This window comes from Duganella sp. Root198D2, assembly GCF_001428585.1.
Classification (GTDB): Bacteria; Pseudomonadota; Gammaproteobacteria; order Burkholderiales; family Burkholderiaceae_D; genus Rugamonas.
In genome coordinates this window covers 148,581-166,791 of sequence record NZ_LMIC01000048.1, presented here as the reverse complement: position 1 = coordinate 166,791, position 18,211 = coordinate 148,581, and the positions used below count along the sequence as shown (strand labels likewise).

The window sequence follows — 18,211 nt, the reverse complement described above, 5'->3', positions numbered from 1 at the left end:
GAATTCCAGAGCTGGATGTGCCTGATCTGTGGCTGGATTTATGACGAAGCCGCAGGCTTGCCGGAAGAAGGCATTGCGCCAGGCACCCGCTGGGCCGACGTGCCGATGAACTGGACTTGCCCGGAATGCGGCGCACGCAAGGACGATTTCGAAATGGTAGCGATCTAGGTGTTATGTTTTTGAAAACGAAGTTTCTTGACAATTAATGAATGTTTCCAAGTTTTCAAATAAATAAGTGTTTCTTTTCAGCAGCATGATCTGCCACAGGGCTTTGCCCTGTGCTATCGTAGCGAGACTATTGAGCGAATACTTTAGAAATGACGAATAAACCGCAAGGAACCGGACTGAAAATCATGGTGATCGACGATAGCAGCACCATTCGTCGGTCTGCTGAAATTTTCCTGACCCAGGCGGGATACCAGGTGATCCTGGCCGAAGATGGTTTCGACGCGCTGGCCAAGATCAATGACCAGCAGCCGGCGCTGATCTTCTGCGACATCCTGATGCCGCGGCTGGATGGCTACCAAACCTGCGCCCTGATCAAAAAGAGCGCCAAGTTTCATTCCACTCCAGTGCTGATGCTCTCATCGAAGGATGGCCTGTTCGACCGCGCGCGCGGCGCCATGGTCGGTTCGGCAGCCTACCTGACCAAACCATTCACCAAAGACAGCCTGTTGGCTGCGGTGCGAGAGCACACCGCCGCTGCCAGTGCGTAAAAACCGTAATACAGAGAGTAAAGCATGGCCATTCAACGAATCCTGATCGTAGACGACTCGCCTACCGAGCGTTATTACCTGACCGACATCCTGGTGCGCAGCGGTTTCACCGTTTCCACCGCTGAAAACGGCGAAGAAGCCATGGCAAAGATCAAGGCCGACAAGCCGCAACTGATCCTGATGGACGTGGTGATGCCTGGCCAGAACGGCTTCCAGGTCACGCGCGCCATCGCCAAGGATCCTGAGCTGCAGGACGTGCCGATCATCATCTGCTCGTCCAAGAACCAGGAAACCGACCGTATCTGGGGCATCCGCCAGGGCGCCAAGGATTATCTGGTCAAACCGGTCGATGCAGCCGAGCTGCTGGCCAAGATTGCCGCACTCGGTTAAGCGATGACGACCGAACAGCAGGCGCCGACCGGCGCTGAACGCCGCAGCCGCCTGCGGCAGTACCAAGTGACGCTGCTGGAGCGCATGCAGGCCGCCAAGGCCGGCACGAGCAATGCCGGGCGCGAACTGGGCGTGCTGCTGGGCGGCCGCCGCTGCCTGCTGGACCTGACCCAGGTCGGCGAAATCGTGCCGTTCCAGGCCGTGACGGCGGTACCGCTGGCGCAGGACTGGTACCGCGGTCTGTCCAATATTCGCGGCAACCTGGTCGGTGTGGTCGACCTGGCGCGCTATATGGGCGAAGCGGGCACCCAGCCAGGTCCGGACAGCCGCCTGGTGACCTTGGCCACCCACCTCAGCTTCAATGTCGCAATCCTGGCCGGGCGCGTGCTTGGCTTGCGCAACCTGGACGAAATGGTGCAGGAAGCACCGGCGGACAGCGGGCAAGCTGCCTGGGGTGGCCAGCAATTCAAAGACCGTGAAGGGCAACAGTGGACCAGGCTTGACCTGGGCCAACTGGTGCACGATGCGCGGTTCCTGCAAATCGGCCTGTAATCGCGTGCTGCCATCGGGCAGGCGCAACATTATCGAAAGCTATCGGGGGACGTAGTAATGGCATTTAAATTCTTGTCGCGCTCCGCGCCGGAGACCAGCGCCGAGCTGGGTTCCAATTCGGAGTTTGCCAGCTTTAACAATTCTCAGTACGAGGGCACGCCGCCGGAAGCGGCTGTTGCTACGGCTGAACAACCGGCAGCGACCGAAGGCGTCACCCCGGAAGCGGCGGAAGGTACGCGCGGCCTGCTGCAGCGCCTGCGTACCAGCTCGGTGGGCGAAGCGGCGGCCAACGTCAAGCTGCCGCTGATCGGCCACCTGCCAAGCGCACGCCAGTTGAGCCTGCTGTCCACCACGCTCGGTGTATCCCTGCTGCTGTCGGTGGTCTTCGTGGCATGGAACGCGTACAACAGCGGCGTGACGTCGACCCGTACCCAGATCGCTTCCGACGTGCTGATGCACTCGCAGCGTATCGGTAAGGCGGCGCCGAACGCGATTAAAGGTAACCAGCAGGCGATCAAGCAGCTGGAAGACAGCCGCAGCGAACTGAATCGCGCTCTGCTGGCACTGGCCGAAGGCGGCCGCTATGCCGGCCACTCGATCCTGTCGGCGCCAGGCACGGTGCTGCCGACCCTGAACGACGCCCGCAAGAAGTGGACGGCGTCCGACAAGGCTGCCTCCACCATCGCCAAATACAAATGGGACTTGGCCGGTCTGGACGAGACCTTGCAAAAACTGAACGCCATGTCGCCTGACCTGCTGTCGCTGACCGAGGAAGTCTCGGCCGCGCGCCTGAAGCAGGGCGGCAACGCCAAGGAACTGGCGGCACTGGGCAAGCTGGGCATGCTGACCCAGCGCATGAGCCGCAGCGCGTCGGCCTTCCTGACCGAAGGCGGCATTTCTTCCTCCGAAACCGCCTTCCAGCTGGGCCGCGACGCCACCGTGTTCCGCCAGACCGTGGACGGTTTCCTGGCCGGCAGCGACCAGCTTGGCCTGCCAGCGGTGAAGGATGGCGAGACCCGCGAAAACCTGCAAGCGCTGAAAAAAGGCTTCGAGGACTACGACAAACTGGTCAAGTTCATCCTGGACCGTCTGGAAAAATTCTCCGCTGCGAAGAGCGCGGAACGACTGCTGTTCAACGAGAACGAAGACGTGCGTGCCAACTTCGCCAACCTGCAGACCAAGCTGCGCGAGCAGCAGGACTCGCTGGGCATCTCGTTCTGGCTGATGGTGGTGGGCTTGCTGGTGACCCTGGTCTCCGCTGCCGCGATCGGCCGCGTGCTGCTGCTCGATTCCCAGAGCCGTGGCCGCGCTTCCGAGCGCCGCCGCCTGGAAGCGGAAGCGATGCGCCAGAAAGCGCAGCAGCAGGAAGAAGAAACCAAGGCCATTAACGAGCAGAACCAGGCCGCAATTTTGCGCCTGATGAACGAACTGCAGGAAGTGGCGGACGGTGACTTGACCGTGCAGGCAACCGTTTCCGAAGACATTACCGGCGCGATTGCCGACTCGGTCAACTACACCGTGGAAGAGCTGCGCGGCCTGGTGGGCCGTGTGACGATTACCGCCGAACAGGTTACTTCCGCATCGAGCCACGCACAAGGCATTTCGAACGACCTGCTGGCAGCATCGGCAGCGCAGTCGAAAGAGATCCAGGAGGCATCCAACACCGTTGTGAAGATGGCCAACGAGATTACCGACGTGTCGCGTAGCGCGTCGGAATCGGCGGACGTTGCGCGCCAGTCGGTTGACGCGGCACGCCAGGGTGCGGACGCGGTGCAGAACGCGATCAAGGGTATGGACGAGATCCGCGAGCAGATCCAGGAAACCTCGAAGCGCATCAAGCGACTGGGTGAATCCTCGCAGGAGATTGGCGAGATTACCGAGCTGATTTCCGACATTACCGAACAGACCAACGTGCTGGCGCTGAACGCGGCGATCCAGGCGGCATCGGCAGGTGAAGCAGGCCGAGGCTTCTCGGTGGTTGCGGAAGAGGTGCAGCGACTGGCGGAACGTTCCGCCGAAGCGGCCAAGCAGATCGGTGCGCTGGTGAAGACCATTCAGACCGACACCCACGACGCGGTAGCCGCTATGGAAAAATCCACGCAGGGTGTGGTTGAAGGTGCCAAGCTGTCCGACGCGGCAGGTACTGCACTGCAGGACATCTCGCAGGTTTCGAACCGCCTGGCGGAACTGATTCAGGGTATTTCCTACGCGACCGGCATGCAGGCGACGTCGGCTAACGGCGTGGCGCACAATATGCAGCACATCCTGCAGGTAACGCAGCAAACCCAGGACGGTACCCAGCAAACCGCCAGTTCGGTTCGCAAGCTGACTGCGCTGGCGCAGGAGTTGAAGAACTCCGTGTCGCGATTCCGTGTTGGTGCCTGATTAGTGCCCAAGTTGCCGCTTAATTTTTAGAATCTATGAGCAAACCTGATCTTTCGTTCACCGCTTTGCCGCAATACGACACCGGCCCGCTGTCCTGGGTCATGGGTGAAATCCGCGAAGCGCTGGCCCGTTCCCGCACGGCGCTGTTCGAAGCCGGCGGGCGTGATGCGGAAGACCAGACCACGGCGCTGATGCACGCCAAGTCCCACCTGCACCAGGCGCACGGCGCCTTGCAGATGGTGGACGTGGACGGCGTGGCGCTGCTGACGCAATTGGCGGAAGTGGTGCTGGACCGCATGCGTGACGGCACGCTGAAATGCACTGCGGACCATGCCCAGCTGCTGGCCAATATGTACCAGGCACTGGTGGAATTCCTGGAGGAGCTGCTGTCCGGCGCCCCGTTCCAGCCGGTGCGTCTGTTCCCGTTCTTCCGCGATATCCAGGATTTGCTGGGCATCGACCGGGTCCACCCGGCCGACCTGTTCTTCCCTGACGTATCGTATGTGCCGGAACTGCCGGCAGCCTTGCCGTCGACCGGTGCGCCAACCGGCACGCCGGACTACAAGGCGCTGCGCCAGCGTTTTGAACGCGCGCTGCTGCCTTACCTGAAGGCGGCCGATGCCGGCACCCAGGCTATCCACGCCGCCGCGCTGCAGGCTGCCATCACCGATGTGGCGGACCAGCAGGGCGAGCACAAGGCGCGCGTATTCTGGCGCGCCATGCAAGCCTTCGCCGAGCTGGTGGTGAACGGCCAGCAGGAAAGCAACCGTTACGTCAAGCAGCTGTTCGGCCTGATCAACCTGCAACTGCGCCGCCTGTCGGCCGGTTCGCCTGAACTGCCGGACAACGTGCTGAAAGAGGCGCTGTTCTTTGTCGCCTCGGCCGATCCGGAACACCTGCCGCCGCTGGCTCGCCAGCTGCGCGCCGGTTATGCGCTGGATGGCATGGTGCCGCACGATTTCGAAACGCGCCGCTATGGCCGTATCGACGATGCATCGCTGGCTGCGGCGCGCGAGGGTATTGCCCACGCGCGTTCGGTGTGGCAGCGCATCGAGCAGAACGAAAACAGCGCGGAACTCGATAACGATTTCGGCCAGTCCCTGGCCAAGGTGGCCGTGGCCAGCGAAATGCTGGGCCTGGGCGCGCTGGCGGCGCTGCTGCGCCAGCTGGCTGAATCCGCCCGCAATACCCTGGGCACCCGCCGCAGCGAGGCGCTGGGACTGGAAATGGCGACGGCGCTGCTGTTCGCCGAACATGGCATTGCCCAGATCCGCCACCTGCCGGACGATTTCAACGCCCACGCCGACACCATCGCGGCGCGCCTGCAAGCGCTGGCGGCCGGTGGCACCGCGCCGGAACCGGCGCAATGGCAGGGCGGCCTGGCCCGCCAGCTGCACGAAGAGGACACCGTTGTCGCCCTCGCGCTGGAAATGAAGACCGGCTTGCGCCAGGTCGAAAAGATGCTGGACGAGTATTACACCGATCCGGCGCGCCGCGGCGAACTGTCGGACCTGGACAAGGTGCTGCACCAGCTGCACGGCGCCTGCGCCATCCTGGACCAGGATGATGCGATGAACGCCGCTGCGCACGTGCGCATCGAAATCGGCCGCCTGGCATCGGGCCAGTTCGACCAGGCGCATGAAGCCAAGGCGCTGGACGATATCGCCCAGAACGTGGGTGCCCTGGGCTTCTTCGTCGACATGCTGGCGCAGAATCCTTCCGGCGCTCGCGAGCGCTTTGCGTTCGACCCGGAACATGGCACTTTCCGCGCCGTGCCGTTCAAGAAAATTTCCGGCCCGGAGTCGATCCCGGTGCTGGAAGAAGCACTGCCGGAGCCGGAAGCGGCTCCTGAACCGGTGCTGACGGCGCCTGTCCCTGAAGCCGGCGCTGCCGGCGACGAGGCAGTCGAAGCGGAACTGCTGGAAATCTTCATTGGCGAAGCACAGGAAGTGCTGGCCTTCGTACGCGAGACGCTGGCGCGTCCGCACAGCGAGATCTCCAACCTCGACACCATGACCATGCTGCGCCGCTCCTTCCACACGCTGAAGGGCAGCAGCCGCATGGTGGGCCTGAACCGCTTCGGCGACGGCGGGCATGCGATCGAAAAAGTCATGAACCTGTGGCTGGCGGAAGAGCGCCGCCCCTCGGAAGACCTGTTCGCGCTGCTCAATTATGCGAGCGAAGAAATGTCGGCCTGGGTGGAAGAACTGGCCACCACCGGCAACTCGGCCCGCCAGGAAAAACCGATCGTCGACGCCGCCACGCGCCTGCAGGACACCGGCGTGTTCGAGCGTCCGGCCGCCGGCACCGAGGCTGTCGCTGCGCCTGAAGCAGACGCAGGAGCTGCTATCGAAGCGATCGAGGTGGCCGAGGAAGCCGCTGCGCCGCTTGAAGCCGAGGCCGCGCCTGCCGAGCCGGTCGAAGCGCTGTCCGCCGACCCGGTCTTCGACCTGGAAGCGATCGAAGTGTCGGAACCAGAGGCCGAACTGACCCTCGAAGAGCCGCTCGTATTCGAGGCGCAAGAAGAGGCTGCCCCGGCCCGCTCGACCAACGTCATCGAGTTCCCGACTGCTACCGCGCCTACGCCGCCAGAGCCGCCGGCGGAAGATAATATGAAGTTCGTGGGACGCCTGGCGATCCCGCTGCCGCTGTACAACATCTACATGGCGGAGACCGACGAACTGGTACGCCTGCTGTCGCAGGATTTCGGCGAGTGGCGCCACGAGCAGCGTGCGGTCAACCCGGAAGCGCTGCATGCCGTGCATACCCTGACCGGCACTTCCGGCACCGTAGGCTTCAAGCCTTTGCGCGAATTGTCCTATGCACTGGAAATCACGCTGCAGGAGCTGCAGCCGCCGGCACCGCACCTGGACGATGCGCAGCACGACCTGTTCGACTTCACCATCGAACGCGTGCGCCAGATGCTGCAAAGCTTCGCCACCGGCGAACTGCCGCCAGAACAACCGGAATTGATCGAGGCGCTGCATAAGCTGCGCGAGCATCTGGCGCATCCGCCGGAAGTTGACAAGGAGCTCGACGAGCAACTGGACAGCATCGTGGGCGAGCCTGAGGGCGTGCAGCTGGAACAGCGCCTGGACAACCTGTTCAGCGATACCTACCACAGCCTGGTTACCGAAGCGCCGGCAGCGGCCGAAAGCGTCGAGCAGCCGGCACCTGAAGTGCTCGCGCAAGGCGGCAACATCGACAACCTGTTCGATTCCGCATTTGATGACGCGTTCGACGCGCCGGAGCTGAAGCAGGCCGCGCCGGTGGTCGAGGAGATCACGGCACCGGTGGTCGAGGAAATCGCTGAGCCGGTCGTCGAGGAAATTACGGCACCGATCGTCGAAGAAATCGCTGAGCCGGTGGTCGAGGAAATCACGGCACCGGTGGTCGAGGAAATCGCTGAGCCGGTGGTCGAAGAAAGCACGGCACCAATCGTCGAGGAAATCGCCGCGCCGGTCGTCGAGGAAATCACTGAGCCCGTCGCCGAAGAAATCGTTGCTCCGGTCGCCGAGGAAATCGCCGCACCTGCAATCGAGGAAGCCGCGCCGGCGATCGAAGAAATTGACGAAGCAGCGCTGCTGGCCGAAGCCGATGCCGCGGTGGCCGAAGCTGCAATCGAAGTCGACGCCATCGACGCCACCGCACTGGCCGCGGGCGAAGCCATCGAAGAAGATGCGGTCGACCTCGACCACGCTGCGCCAAGCGAAGTGCAGGTCGTCGAACTGCCGGAAACCCCGCACCTGCTGGGCGCCAGCCCGTCCGACATCCACGACGAACTGGACCCGGACCTGCTGCCAGTGTTCCTGGAAGAAGGCACCGACCTGCTGCCGCAGATCGGCGAGTCGCTGCGCGCCTGGCACGCCAAGCCGACCGATTTCAGTCACGCCCACAGCCTGCAGCGCGTGCTGCACACCGTGAAGGGCAGCGCCCGCATGGCAGGTGCAATGCGCCTTGGCCAGCACGCGCACGAAATCGAAACGCACATTGAAAATATGGTGCACGCAGGCAGTGCGTCGCAGCACTCGTTCGACGAGCTGATGGCGCACTATGACCACGCGCTGCTGCTGTTCGAACAACTGCAAAATCCGGAAGCCTACGCCGCCGCCATGGCTGCCGCGCAAGCCGCCGCTGCAGCACCTGCCGGTGAAGCAGGCGCACCTGCATCCCAGGGTGCGGCACAGCCTTCGCTCAGCGCACTTGCCGCACGCCTGGCCGCAGCGCCTGCAACGGCACGCGCTGGCGACGAGGCGGAAGGCGGCGCCAAGGCCTCGCCTCTGGTGCGTGTACGCGCAGACATCCTTGACCGCCTGGTGAACCAGGCCGGTGAAGTGTCGATCACCCGTTCGCGCCTGGAAAACGAAGTGACCTCGCTGCGCACTTCGGTGTCCGACTTCCAGGAAAACTTGAATCGCCTGCGCCGCCAGCTGCGCGAAGTCGAAATGCAAGCTGAATCGCAGATCGCTTCGCGTATGTCGATTGCCGGCGAGCGCGAATTCGACCCGCTCGAGTTCGACCGCTTTACCCGCCTGCAGGAATTGACCCGCATGATGGCCGAGTCGGTGAGCGACGTGGCCTCCTTCCACGAAGGCCTGATCCGTTCCATCGACGGCGCCACCGGCGACTTGACGCAGCAAGCGCGTATGACGCGCGACCTGCAGCGAGACCTGATGCGCGTGCGCATGGTGCCGTTCAACAGCGTTTCCGAACGTCTGTTCCGCGTCGCCCGCCAGGGTGCCAAAGAAACCGACAAGCGCGTCAACCTGGACATCCGCGGCGGCGGCGTTGAAATGGACCGTAGCGTTCTGGAACGCATGGCCGCGCCGTTTGAACACTTGCTGCGTAACGCCATCGTGCACGGCATCGAGTCGCGCGAACGGCGGGTCGAACACGGCAAGGGCGAGACCGGTGAATTGCTGGTGCAGGTCAGCCAGCAGGGTAACGAAGTGGTGCTGGAGTTCAGCGACGACGGCGCTGGCCTGGACCTGGAACGCATCCGCAACAAGGCGCGCAGCGTCGGCCTGCTGGCTGAAGACCAGGTGGTCAGCGACGCCGAAGCGTCCAACCTGATCTTCCAGCCGGGCTTCTCGACCGCCGATACGCTGACCGAACTGGCCGGCCGCGGCGTCGGCATGGACATCGTGCTGTCCGAGGCGCAGGCCCTGGGCGGCCGCGTGGAAACCTTCACCGAAGCAGGCAAGGGTTCGCGCTTCACGATCCGCCTGCCGCTGACGCTGGCAGTGACCCAGGTGGTGCTGATCTCCGCCGGCGGCCGCACCCATGCAGTGCCTGCGCTGATGGTGGAGCAGGTGCTGCAGCTGAAGGAAGGCGCGTTGGCTGAAGCTACCGGCAAAGGCGCCGTGGTACACCACGGCCAGCACGTGCCGCTGCGCTACCTGGCCACGTTGCTGGGCGACGGCGATGCGCGTCCGCTGCTGCAGCGTTCTTCGCCGGTCATGATGCTGCGTAACGGTACCGACCGCGTCGCGCTGCACGTCGACGAAATCCTCGGCAACCGCGAGGTGGTTATCAAGAACATCGGCCCGCAGCTGTCGCGCATGCCCGGCATCGCCGGCGCAACCGTGCTCGGTTCGGGCGAGATCGTACTGATCCTGAATCCGGTGGCGCTGCAGCTGCACGTGGCGCAGCATCCGGAACTGGCGCCGCGTACCTCGGCAACCCCGGCGCCGGCACCCGCCGGCGGCGTCGCCGAGCCTGTGCAACAGACGCGCGCCCATGGCACTGTCATGGTGGTGGACGATTCGCTCACCGTGCGCAAGGTGACCCAGCGCCTGCTGGAGCGCGAAGGCTATCACGTCATGCTGGCCAAGGACGGCGTGGATGCGCTGGAGCAGTTGCAGGACCGCCTGCCGGAACTGATGCTGGTCGACATCGAGATGCCGCGCATGGACGGCTTTGACCTGACCCGCAACGTGCGCGGCGACGAACGCACCAAGGAGATCCCGATCATCATGATCACCTCGCGTTCGGCGGACAAGCACCGCAACTACGCGCTGCAACTGGGCGTGAATGCCTACTTCGGCAAGCCGTTCCAGGAAGATATCCTGCTGGGCGCCATCGCGGGCCTGCTGCCGCAACGCGCTTGAGGCGTGCAGTAGCGCACAACAGGGCAGGCCATCGCGCCTGCCCTTTTTTTATCCGATCGAATGCGACTGTTCAAGCTATTTGCCGCGCTGCTTGCCGGCGTTTTCCTGCTGGGCTGCGGCGTGATCGTCGTTGCGGGCTGCAGCGACCAGCAGGCCGACGCCGACCTGATCGTGGTGCCCGGCAACACGGTGGCGCCGGACGGCACGCCCAGCCCGCGGCTGCGGGCGCGGCTCGATATCGCGCTGGCCTTGTATCGCGGCCATCGTGCGCCATTGATATTCGTCAGCGGAGGGCTGGGCAGGGAAGGCTTTGACGAAGCGGTAGTGATGGCCGGCTATCTTGCAAAGAATGGCGTGCCAAGGGCTGCCATCGTCGTCGACAGCCAAGGCCTGGATACCAGGGCGACGGCCGGCAACGCGGCTGCCTTCATGCGCGCCAGGGACCTGAAGTCGGTGCTGGTGGCGACGCAGTACTTCCATGTGCCGCGCACCCGGCTTGCCCTTGAACGGGCCGGCGTGCAGGTCGCCGGACATAGCCATGCACGCTACGCCGAGTTGCGCGACCTCTATTCGATCCCGCGCGAGCTGCTCGGCTACGCGGCTTACTTCTTGACCACTTCGTAGCGCTGCAATGTGCGCTTGCGGGCTTCGTCGTGCTCGACGATCGGGTTGCGCGGCAAGTGGATCTCCCTGGCCGACAGGCCTGCCAGCTGGGGCAGGTAGCGCTTGATGAATTTTCCTTCCGGATCGAACTTCTGCGATTGCGTGACCGGGTTGAAGATCCGGAAGTAGGGCTGCGCATCGCAGCCGGAGGACGATGCCCATTGCCAGCCGCCGTTGTTGGCTGCCAGGTCGAAATCATTGAGGTGCAGCGCGAAGTAAGCTTCGCCGCGGCGCCAGTCGATCCCCAGGTCCTTGCACAGGAACGATGCCGTCACCATGCGCAGCCGATTGTGCATATAGCCGGTGCGGTTGATCTGCAGCATGGCGGCATCCACCAGTGCGTAGCCGGTGCGGCCTTCGCACCATGCTGCAAACAGTTCGTCGGCTGCGGGGCCGGTTTCCCATGCGATCTTGTCGTAGGCCGGCTTGAAGGCGCCGTCGACCACATGCGGGTGGTGGAACAGGATCTGCATGTAGAACTCGCGCCAGACCAGCTCCGACAGCCACACCGCACCGCCTGCGCCGGCCGCGCCGCGCGCCGCCATGGTCATCACGCTGCGTACCAGGTGGCGGATCGAGACGGTGCCGAAGCGCAGGTGCAGCGACAGGTAGGACGGGCCCTTGACGGCAGGGAAATCGCGCGCAGCGCCGTAATCGGCAATCCTGCCCAGGAATTCGTCGAATAGCTGCAGCCCGTTGCCGATGCCCAGCTGGTGCAGGTTGGTGCGTTCGAAGCCGATGTCGGCCAGCGAGGGCAGTGTACTGCGGCCCGGTGCAAAGCGGCCCGGCTGGCGCGCGCTCCCCGGCTCGACGCTCCACGGCGCCAGCACCGACGGATCGGCTTCCAGTTTGCGCAGCCAGGCATTCTTGTAGGGCGTGAACACGGAAAACGGCTGCCCGGCCTGGGTCAGCACTTCGTCGCGTTCGAATACCACCTGGTCCTTGAAGGTGCGCAACTCACGCCCGGCCTGGCGCAGGCTGCGCGCCACCCTGGCGTCGCGGGCCATAGCCGCCGGCTCATAGTCGTGATTGGCAAATACAACATCGACGGCAAGCTCGGCAGCGAGGTCTGGGATTGCTGTTTCGGCAAGATCATGCCGTACGATAAGGTGCCCGCCTGCCGCGTCGAGCTCGGCAGCAAGCGCGGCCAGCGTGTCGTGGATGAACTCGACGCGCCGGTCGGCTGCCGGCAGCGCATCCAGGATGGCGCGGTCGAAAATAAAGGCCACGTACACTGTCCCTGCAGAGGCCAGCGCATGATGCATGGCGGCATGGTCGAACAGGCGCAGGTCCCGGCGCAACCAGACAAGGGCGTTTTTCATGGCTGGATCAGCAATTCATAGTAAACTGTGGGTATATCCGACAGTTGCAGCGCGGATATTACAGTAAAGAACACTTAACAGTCCTGCATTGAGAGCAATCATGAAAAAAGTCAAATTGACCAGAAGCATGCCAGTGCCGGGATTGTTACCGGAAACTAGTGAACTGAAGGAGCTAAAGGCACATATGACTGCCCCTGCGCTCAACCTGGCAAATCATTTCCTGATTGCCATGCCATCCATGCATGACCCGATCTTTGGCGGCACGGTCGTGTATGTGTGCGAACACAACGAGAACGGCGTGCTGGGCGTCGTGATCAACAAGCCTACCGATATGACCATGGAAGTGCTGTTCGACCGGATCGACCTCGAAGTGTCGTCCGCCGCCGAGCGCCACCTGGAATCGGAGCCGATCATGTTCGGCGGCCCGGTGCAGGACGACCGCGGTTTCGTGCTGCATACCCCGGGCGCGCACTATTCGTCTTCGCTGACGGTGACCAACGACGTTGCCTTCACCACTTCGATCGACGTGCTGGAAGCCGTGGCCCGCGGCCAGGGCCCGGAACGCATGATGGTGTCGATCGGCTACGCGGGCTGGAGCCCCGGCCAGCTGGAAGACGAACTGGCGCGCAATGGCTGGCTGACCGTGGCCGCCGATCCGCGCATCGTGTTCGAGGTGCCGATCGAGGAGCGCTACCAGGCCGCCATCAAACTGCTGGGCTTCGACCCCCTGATGCTTAACTCTGAAGCGGGTCATGCATAGTCCGGAAACTGTCTTAGGCTTCGACTTCGGCATCAAACGCGTTGGTGTCGCAATGGGAAACACGATGATCGGCCAGGCCAGTCCCCTGGCCGTCATTCAATCCACGGTCAACGATGCACGCTTCGCCGAGATTAAGGCCCTGATCGATAAATGGGGGCCGACCAGGCTGATTGTGGGCCTGCCGTTCCATCCGGACGGGGCCGAGCACGAAATGACGGCGCGCTGCCGCAAGTTTGCCAATCAGTTGAACGGCCGCTTCAATCTTCCCGTGGTGCTGGTCGACGAGCGCTACTCGTCGGCGATGATTGCCGCCAAGCGCGGCGAAATCATCGACGACCGCGCCGCTGCCATCATCCTCCAACAATACTTTGACGAATATGTCCCACACTGATCCCCAACAGCTTGACGCTGAAGCGCTGTACGCCAGCCTGCTCGAGCAGGTCAAGGCCGGCATTGCCGGCGCCAACGACCCGGCCATCGTCGGCATCCACTCCGGCGGCGCCTGGATCGCCGAGCGCCTGGCCAAGGACCTGAACCTGATTGCGCGCCTGGGCGTGCTGGACGTGTCCTTCTACCGCGACGACTACGCGAAGAAGGGCTTGCCGCACGACGTGAAGCCGACCCATATCGGCTTCGACGTCAATGGCGCCACCATTGTGCTGGTGGACGACGTGCTCTACACCGGCCGCACCACGCGCGCCGCCATCAACGAATTGTTCGACTACGGCCGCCCGGCGCGCATCATGCTCGCCTCGCTGGTGGACCGCGGCGAACGCCAATTGCCGGTGGCTGCCGATTTCGTGGCAGCCCACACGCGCTGCGCGCCGGGCCAGGCCCTGCGCCTGCAGCAGGGCGGCGACGGAAAGTTTTCCCTGACTATTGAACAGAACCATGCTTAATCCGCAACTCAACAAACACGGCGAGCTTCAGCACCTGCTGTCGACCGAGGGCCTGCCGAAGGCCATCATCAACCAGATCCTCGATACCGCCTCCTCCTTCGTGTCCGTCTCCGACCGCGAAGTGAAGAAGGTCCCGCTGATGCGCGGTAAAAGCGTTTTCAACCTGTTCTTCGAGAATTCCACCCGTACCCGCACCACCTTCGAGATCGCGGCCAAGCGCCTGTCGGCCGACGTGATCAACCTGAATATCGCGGCGTCTTCCGCCAGCAAGGGCGAGTCGCTGCTGGATACCATCGACAACCTGTCGGCCATGCACGCCGACATGTTCGTGGTGCGCCATTCGCAGTCGGGTGCGCCGTACCTGATCGCCAAGCACCTGCACGACACCAGGCAGAACCACGTGCACGTGGTCAACGCGGGCGACGGCCGCCACGCGCACCCGACGCAGGGCCTGCTGGACATGTACACCATCCGCCACTACAAGAAGGATTTCACCAACCTGCGCGTGGCAATCGTGGGCGACATCCTGCACAGCCGCGTGGCCCGTTCCGATATCCACGCCCTGACCACCCTGGGCGTGCCTGAAATCCGCGCCATCGGCCCGCATACCCTGCTGCCGGGCGGCCTGGAGCAGCTGGGCGTGCGCACCTTCACCAACATGGACGAAGGCCTCAAGGATGTGGACGTGATCATCATGCTGCGCCTGCAGAACGAGCGCATGAGCGGCGCGCTGCTGCCGTCCGCCGGCGAGTACTTCCGCGCCTACGGCCTGACGCCGGAGCGCCTGGCGCTGGCCAGGCCGGACGCCATCGTGATGCACCCGGGCCCGATGAACCGCGGCGTGGAGATCGACTCCGCCGTGGCCGACGGCCCGCAAGCGGTGATCCTGTCGCAGGTCACCTTCGGTATCGCAGTCCGCATGGCGGTGATGAGCATCCTGGCAGGCACGCAAGCATAAAAATGAACGTACTTATCCAAAACGGCCGACTGATCGATCCGGCCAACAAGATCGATTCCAAACAAGACCTGTATATCGTGGACGGCAAGGTTGCCGCCATCGGCACCCCGCCGGCCGGTTTCACGGCCGGGCGCACCATCGATGCCGCCGGCAAGGTGGTGGCGCCGGGCCTGGTCGACCTGTCGGCGCGGCTGCGCGAACCCGGCTTCGAATACAAGGCCACGCTGAAATCGGAAATGCAGGCGGCAGTGCAGGGCGGCGTGACCTCCCTGGTGTGCCCGCCCGACACCGACCCTGTGCTCGACGAACCAGGCTTGATCGAAATGCTCAAGCACCGCGCCAATGCCCTGAACCAGGCCCACGTGCATCCGCTGGGCGCACTGACGCACGGCCTGAAAGGCGAAGCGCTGACCGAGCTGGTGGAGCTGACCGGCGCCGGCTGCATCGGCTTCTCGCAAGCCGAATCCCCGATCAGGGACACCACCGTTCTGCAGCGCTGCATGCAGTACGCCGCCACCTTCGGTTTTACGATCTGGCTGCGCCCGCAGGACGCCTACGTTGGCCGCGGCGGCGTGGCCCACAGCGGCCCGCTGGCGTCGCGCCTGGGCCTGTCCGGCGTGCCGGTGATGGCCGAAACCATCGCCCTGCACACGATCTTCGAGCTGATGCGTTCGACCGGCGCCAAGGTCCACCTGTGCCGCATGTCCTCTGCCGCCGGCCTGGAGCTGGTGCGCGCGGCGAAAGCGGAAGGCTTGCCGATCACCTGCGACGTTGGCGCGCACCACGTGCACCTGACCGACACCGACATCAACTTCTTCGACTCCAATGCGCGCGTCGACCCGCCGTTCCGCACCCAGCGCGACCGCGAGGCGATCCGTGCCGGGCTGCTGGACGGCACCATCGACGCCATGTGCTCCGACCACACGCCGTGCGACGACGATGAAAAGCTGCTGCCGTTCGGCGAAGCTTCGCCGGGCGCCACCGGCCTGGAGCTGCTGCTGTCGCTGGCTATCAAATGGGCCGACGATTACGCCGCGGCGCAGGGCAGGGACGACGCGCTTTCGCGCGCCGTGGCGCGCGTCACCTGCGAAGCTGCACGCGTGGCAGGCCTGGCGCAAGCGGGGCAGCTGGGCGTGGGCAGCGTGGCCGACGTGGTGGTGTTTGACCCGGCCGCGCGCTGGACCGTCAGCGGCAGCACTTTGGCCAGCCAGGGCAAGCACACGCCGTTCCTCGGCTATGAGCTGGCGGGGCAGGTGCAGGCGACCATCGTTGCGGGCCGGGTGGCATATGAGCGCACCGCAAGCTAAACGCAATCTTGACTGGCGCCTGGTGCTGCGCATCGGGCGCGTGGCGGTGCACCTGCTGGCCGGCATGGCGATTTGCGCGTTCATCTTCCCCTTCATCGGGACGGAAAAGCGCAACGGCCATATCCGGCGCTGGTCGCGCCAGCTGCTGGCGATCTGCAACGTCAGCGTGCAGATGGCGCCGGGCAGCGCGGCGCCGCTGGAGCAGGGCATGATCGTCTGCAACCACATCTCGTGGCTGGATATCTTCGTCATCAATGCGCTGTATCCATGCCGCTTCGTGGCCAAGTCGGAGATCCGCGACTGGCCGCTGGCCGGCTGGCTGGTGGCGCAGGCGGGCACTGTGTTCATCGCGCGCGGCAACAAGCGCGAGCTGCGCAATATTTTCAAGGGCCTGGTGCACGCCCTGCAGGACGGCCAGCGCGTGGCCTTCTTCCCCGAGGGAACGACGGCTGCGCAAGGCACGCTGCTGCCTTTCCACGCCAACCTGTTCGAGGCGGCCGTGGATGGCAAGGTGCCGGTGCAGCCGTTTGCCTTGTCCTATGTCGACCCGGCGGGCGAGCCCCATCCCTCGGTGGACTTCATCGGCGACATGACTTTCGTGCAAAGCGTGGTGAATATCCTCGACAGCAAGCCGGTGCGGGCGCGCCTGTCCGTGCTGCAAGCGTTACCGGGCGAAGGCGCCCATCGCCGCGAACTGGCGGCTGCGACCCACGCCGCGATCGGCGCCGCGCTGGGCATCGTGCCGGAGACGGAAACTTTACAGGAGCAATCAGCATGACCAGGATCAGCGTGCTGGCAGCGTGCCTGCTGTTGGCGGCCTGCGGCGACACCTTCACCAATGCCAAGGCCTTGCGCACGCAGGCGACGGAAAGCCTGACGCAAAAGAATTACGGCATTGCGGCGGACAAGGCGTATGCCGCGACGCTGAAAGCGCCCAAGGAAGCCGAGTCGTTTTTCCTGTTGGCCCAGGCCCAGGCGCAGCTGGGCCGCAAGAATGCCGCCATCGCGTCGCTGGAGACGGCAATCGTCAACGGCTTTACGGATGAAGAGGCAATCAAGGGCAGCGCCAACCTGGAACCGCTGCGCAGGTCGGAAGCGTACAAGGAACTGATGGCGGCCACGTTCGCGCCGGCCGCTGCGGCAGCGGCCGAAGGCGAGGCGCCCGCCGCGGCGGAAGGCGCTGGCGAAGCGGGCAAAGCCGACGGGCTGGCTCAATCCCAGGCCTCGGCCCCGGCCGAGGGCAGGCCGAAGCACTAAACCTTCCGGTATTCCGGGCAATCGACCTGCAGCAGGCTGCGGTCGTCGAGGCAGACGGCCGACAGCTTGCCGCCCCACACGCAGCCGCTGTCAAGCGCGATCAGGCGCGGCATGATGCGCAGCCCCAGCGCCGACCAGTGGCCAAACACCACGGTGGTATCGCTGCTGCGGCGGCCCGGCACTTCGAACCACGGCATCAGGCCGCTCGACGGATCGGCGTGCGCCGACTCCTTCATCTTGAAGTCCATCACCCCTGTGGCGCTGCAGAAGCGCATGCGGGTCAGGGCATTGACGATGCAGCGCAGGCGCGCGGCGCCGCTCAAGTCGTCGCTCCAGCGATCGGGCTGGTTGCCGTACATCTCGCGCAGGAAGCCGACCCACTGGTCGCCGCGCAAGGCCGCTTCCACTTCGCCGGCCAGCGCCATGGCCTGTTGCGCCGTCCACTGCGGCAGCACGCCGCCATGCACCAGCAGGTGCTCCAGGCGCATGATGGCCATCGGGCGCAGGCGCAGCCAGTGCAGCAGCGCCTCGCGGTCAGCCGCCGCCAGGATATGCTCGATGGTGTCGGAGCTCGATTCGGGCCGGATCCCGTTGGCGACCGCCAGCAGGTGCAAGTCATGGTTGCCCAGCACCGCGTCGATGCGGCCGTCGCTGCCCTGGCTCAAGGCCTGCACATAGCGCAGCGTAGACAGCGAATCGGGGCCGCGGTTGATCAGGTCGCCGCAAAACAGGATGGCGGGCGGGTCGTTTCCGGCGGCGTGTTCGGTATCCAGGATCTTTTCGACCAGGGTGACTGTCTCGCCATGGCAACCCTGCAGGTCGCCGACTGCATATGTTTTCATCGCATTAGGATAACGCATGATCGCGCTCGCCGGCGGTGCGCAGGGCCGGG

The 18,211-nt window shown here is 64.3% G+C and carries 16 protein-coding genes; 14 read left to right on the top strand and 2 right to left on the bottom strand.

Annotated elements, in window-relative coordinates:
- The first annotated feature begins 15 nt into the window (after positions 1-15).
- From ASE26_RS24525 to ASE26_RS24495, 7 genes are all read left to right on the top strand, one after another.
- Positions 16-168, top strand: coding sequence for a rubredoxin (locus ASE26_RS24525; RefSeq protein WP_028104578.1), 153 nt, complete (start codon positions 16-18; stop codon positions 166-168).
- 149 nt (positions 169-317) lie between these two features.
- On the top strand, positions 318-716 hold the full coding sequence (locus ASE26_RS24520) for a PleD family two-component system response regulator (protein ID WP_055929366.1): 399 nt from the start codon (positions 318-320) through the stop codon (positions 714-716).
- Between the two features lie 24 nt (positions 717-740).
- Positions 741-1,106: a response regulator transcription factor gene (locus ASE26_RS24515; protein ID WP_055929369.1), complete on the top strand. Its 366-nt coding sequence runs from the start codon at positions 741-743 to the stop codon at positions 1,104-1,106.
- Positions 1,107-1,109: 3 nt separating this feature from the next.
- Positions 1,110-1,658: a chemotaxis protein CheW gene (locus ASE26_RS24510; protein WP_055929372.1), complete on the top strand. Its 549-nt coding sequence runs from the start codon at positions 1,110-1,112 to the stop codon at positions 1,656-1,658.
- 57 nt (positions 1,659-1,715) lie between these two features.
- Positions 1,716-4,043, top strand: a complete 2,328-nt coding sequence (locus tag ASE26_RS24505) for a methyl-accepting chemotaxis protein (protein ID WP_055929374.1) — start codon at positions 1,716-1,718, stop codon at positions 4,041-4,043.
- 35 nt (positions 4,044-4,078) lie between these two features.
- On the top strand, positions 4,079-10,153 hold the full coding sequence (locus ASE26_RS24500; RefSeq protein WP_057247094.1) for an Hpt domain-containing protein: 6,075 nt from the start codon (positions 4,079-4,081) through the stop codon (positions 10,151-10,153).
- Between the two features lie 60 nt (positions 10,154-10,213).
- Complete coding sequence (locus ASE26_RS24495; protein ID WP_055929379.1) at positions 10,214-10,777, top strand: YdcF family protein; 564 nt, start codon at positions 10,214-10,216, stop codon at positions 10,775-10,777.
- On the opposite strand, the gene ASE26_RS24490 is transcribed toward ASE26_RS24495, so the two are convergent.
- Positions 10,756-12,138 (bottom strand): deoxyribodipyrimidine photo-lyase, encoded by a 1,383-nt coding sequence (locus tag ASE26_RS24490; RefSeq protein ID WP_055929382.1) that lies wholly within the window; start codon positions 12,136-12,138, stop codon positions 10,756-10,758. The two genes, ASE26_RS24495 and ASE26_RS24490, sit on opposite strands and share 22 nt — an antisense overlap.
- 184 nt (positions 12,139-12,322) lie before the next feature.
- Between ASE26_RS24490 and ASE26_RS24485 the strand changes: the two genes are divergently transcribed.
- The 7 genes from ASE26_RS24485 (at position 12,323) to ASE26_RS24455 (ending at position 17,319) form a co-directional block, all read left to right on the top strand.
- Positions 12,323-12,898, top strand: a complete 576-nt coding sequence (locus ASE26_RS24485) for a YqgE/AlgH family protein (RefSeq protein ID WP_229207118.1) — start codon at positions 12,323-12,325, stop codon at positions 12,896-12,898.
- 64 nt (positions 12,899-12,962) lie between these two features.
- On the top strand, positions 12,963-13,289 hold the full coding sequence (gene ruvX, locus ASE26_RS24480; RefSeq protein ID WP_373922432.1) for a Holliday junction resolvase RuvX: 327 nt from the start codon (positions 12,963-12,965) through the stop codon (positions 13,287-13,289).
- Positions 13,276-13,797 (top strand): bifunctional pyr operon transcriptional regulator/uracil phosphoribosyltransferase PyrR, encoded by a 522-nt coding sequence (pyrR, locus tag ASE26_RS24475; RefSeq protein ID WP_057247093.1) that lies wholly within the window; start codon positions 13,276-13,278, stop codon positions 13,795-13,797. Before ruvX ends, pyrR begins: the two co-directional genes overlap by 14 nt.
- The gene (locus ASE26_RS24470; protein WP_057247092.1) at positions 13,790-14,755 is read left to right on the top strand and encodes an aspartate carbamoyltransferase catalytic subunit; all 966 of its coding nucleotides are present in this window, start codon (positions 13,790-13,792) and stop codon (positions 14,753-14,755) included. The genes pyrR and ASE26_RS24470 overlap by 8 nt, the downstream gene beginning before the upstream one ends.
- Before the next feature lie 2 nt (positions 14,756-14,757).
- Positions 14,758-16,062 carry a dihydroorotase gene (locus ASE26_RS24465; RefSeq protein WP_055929397.1) on the top strand — a complete coding sequence of 435 codons (1,305 nt, stop codon included), beginning with the start codon at positions 14,758-14,760 and terminating at the stop codon, positions 16,060-16,062.
- Complete coding sequence (locus ASE26_RS24460; RefSeq protein WP_055929401.1) at positions 16,043-16,840, top strand: 1-acyl-sn-glycerol-3-phosphate acyltransferase; 798 nt, start codon at positions 16,043-16,045, stop codon at positions 16,838-16,840. The genes ASE26_RS24465 and ASE26_RS24460 overlap by 20 nt, the downstream gene beginning before the upstream one ends.
- Entirely contained in the window at positions 16,837-17,319 is a 483-nt protein-coding gene (locus tag ASE26_RS24455; RefSeq protein WP_055929404.1) for a hypothetical protein, read from the top strand. The genes ASE26_RS24460 and ASE26_RS24455 overlap by 4 nt, the downstream gene beginning before the upstream one ends.
- On the opposite strand, the gene ASE26_RS24450 is transcribed toward ASE26_RS24455, so the two are convergent.
- Entirely contained in the window at positions 17,316-18,161 is an 846-nt protein-coding gene (locus ASE26_RS24450) for a symmetrical bis(5'-nucleosyl)-tetraphosphatase (protein WP_055929407.1), read from the bottom strand. The two genes, ASE26_RS24455 and ASE26_RS24450, sit on opposite strands and share 4 nt — an antisense overlap.
- Positions 18,162-18,211: the final 50 nt, after the last annotated feature.